Below are 2,825 nucleotides of genomic sequence, written 5' to 3'. Positions count from 1 at the left end.
TTCTAGTACTATTCATGCTATTTATAGTGAGTATTAAAGCCTCTAACTACAGCATGGATTTTCATCTATACTTAAAAGCTTTATAATTAACCGTCAGAATACTATAAGTACTGGGTCTTAATTGGTATTTAGCTTACTACTACCGAGTACTTTCACGTCACCAAGAGGGCAATATTGTGCTACAAGAATATCGTAAACACGTAGAAGAACGTGCCGCGTTAGGTATCGTACCAGCGCCATTAGATGCTCAGCAAACGGCTGATCTTATTGAATTAATCAAAAACCCACCGGCAGGCGAAGAAGAATTTATTGTTGATCTTCTAGTTAATCGCGTACCACCAGGTGTTGATGATGCTGCTTACATCAAAGCAGGTTTCTTAGCTGCAGTTGCAAAAGGTGAAGCGAGCTCTCCACTTGTATCAAAAGAAAAAGCAGCTGAGCTACTTGGTACTATGTTAGGTGGTTACAACATCGCACCTATGATTGATCTTTTAGATGACGAAGCGCTAGCACCAATCGTTGTTAAAGGTTTATCAAACACATTATTAATGTTCGATGCTTTCTACGATGTAGAAGAAAAAGCGAAAGCAGGTAACGAGTTTGCTAAGCAAGTAATCGAATCTTGGGCAAATGCTGAGTGGTTTGTAAACAAGCCTGCAGTTGCTGAAAAAATCTCAGTTACAGTATTCAAAGTAACTGGCGAAACAAATACTGATGACCTTTCTCCTGCACCTGATGCATGGTCACGTCCTGATATTCCACTACATGCTTTAGCAATGCTGAAGAATGAACGTGATGGCATCAATCCTGACAAACCAGGTGAAGTTGGTCCAATCGCACAGTTAGAAGAGCTTAAAACGAAAGGTTTACCTCTTGCATACGTTGGTGATGTAGTTGGTACGGGTTCTTCTCGTAAATCTGCAACTAACTCTGTACTTTGGTTCATGGGTGATGATATTCCTCACGTACCAAACAAACGCGTTGGTGGTGTATGTTTAGGTGGTAAAATCGCTCCTATCTTCTTCAACACAATGGAAGACTCTGGTGCGTTACCAATTGAGCTACCTGTTGATGAGCTAAACATGGGTGACCAAATCGATATCTTCCCATACGAAGGTGTTGTTAAGCGTCACGGTACAGATGAAGTTATCTCTACTTTCTCTCTTAAATCAGACGTAATTCTTGATGAAGTTCGTGCTGGCGGTCGTATTCCACTTATCATCGGTCGTGGTTTAACTGATAAAGCGCGTGCATCACTAGGTATGGAAGCTGAAGATATCTTCCGTAAGCCAGCTCTTGTGACTGATTCTGGTAAAGGCTTCACATTAGCTCAGAAGATGGTTGGTAAAGCATGTAACATGCCTGGCGTACGTCCTGGTCAATACTGTGAGCCGAAAATGACAACTGTTGGTTCGCAAGATACAACAGGTCCTATGACGCGTGACGAACTTAAAGATCTAGCGTGTTTAGGTTTCTCTGCAGATTTAACAATGCAGTCTTTCTGTCATACGTCAGCTTATCCTAAACCAATCGACGTAAATACTCACCACACACTTCCTGATTTTATCATGAACCGTGGCGGTGTATCACTACGTCCAGGTGACGGTGTAATCCACTCATGGTTAAACCGTATGTTATTACCAGATACAGTAGGTACTGGTGGTGACTCGCATACTCGTTTCCCTCTAGGTATTTCATTCCCTGCGGGTTCTGGTGCGGTAGCATTCGCAGCAGCAACTGGTGTAATGCCTCTTGATATGCCAGAGTCAATCTTAGTACGTTTCAAAGGTGAAATGCAGCCAGGTATCACATTACGTGACCTAGTTCATGCTATCCCTTACTACGGTATCAAAGAAGGACTTCTAACTGTTGAGAAGAAAGGTAAAATCAACGAATTTTCTGGTCGCGTGCTAGAAATCGAAGGTGTTGAGCACCTAACTGTTGAGCAAGCTTTCGAACTTTCTGATGCGTCAGCTGAGCGTTCAGCTGCAGGTTGTACAGTTAAGCTTTCTAAAGAGTCTATCGCTGAATACCTAGAGTCAAACATCGTAATGCTTAAGTGGATGATCTCTGAAGGTTACGGTGATGTGCGTACTATTGAGCGTCGTATCAATGCAATGCAAGAGTGGTTAGCTAACCCTGAACTTATGGAAGCTGATGCTGACGCAGAGTACAAACATGTACTTGAAATTGATCTTGCTGACATCAAAGAGCCAATCCTTTGTGCTCCAAATGATCCTGATGATGCACGTCTTCTTTCAGACGTAACAGGCGAGAAAATCGACGAAGTATTCATCGGTTCTTGTATGACTAACATCGGTCACTTCCGTGCCGCAGGTAAATTACTAGATGGCTTCAGTGGTCGTATCCCAACTCAACTTTGGGTTGCACCACCAACGAAGATGGATAAAGACCAGCTTACAGACGAAGGTTACTACGGTATCTTTGGTCGCGTAGGTGCACGTATCGAAACTCCAGGGTGTTCACTGTGTATGGGTAACCAAGCACGTGTTGCTGATAAAGCAACTGTTGTTTCTACCTCTACGCGTAACTTCCCTAACCGTCTAGGTACTGGCGCGAACGTATTCTTAGCATCAGCAGAGCTTGCTGCAGTAGCAGCAATCCTAGGTAAATTACCTACACCTGCTGAGTACCAAGAGTATGCAGATAAGATCAATGCAACGGCAGCTGATACATATCGTTACCTGAACTTCCACCGTATGCCTCAATACACTAAAAAGGCAGACCAAGTAATCGTTCAACAAGCTGTTTAATTAGAGATAAATTAAATTGCAAGAAAAGCCCGCATTAAGCGGGCTTTTTAT

General features: G+C 42.9%; 1 protein-coding gene. It reads left to right on the top strand.

Annotated features, from left to right (window positions below; genetic code table 11):
- Positions 1-176 precede the first annotated feature (176 nt).
- Positions 177-2,774 carry a bifunctional aconitate hydratase 2/2-methylisocitrate dehydratase gene (gene acnB, locus L1D46_RS20265; protein WP_130049980.1) on the top strand — a complete coding sequence of 866 codons (2,598 nt, stop codon included), beginning with the start codon at positions 177-179 and terminating at the stop codon, positions 2,772-2,774.
- The last annotated feature ends 51 nt before the right edge of the window (positions 2,775-2,825 follow it).

It is taken from the genome of Pseudoalteromonas sp. Isolate3 (genome assembly GCF_022398505.1).
GTDB classification, from domain to species: domain Bacteria; phylum Pseudomonadota; class Gammaproteobacteria; order Enterobacterales; family Alteromonadaceae; genus Pseudoalteromonas; species Pseudoalteromonas apostichopi.
This window is presented reverse-complemented; position numbering and strand designations above follow the sequence as displayed.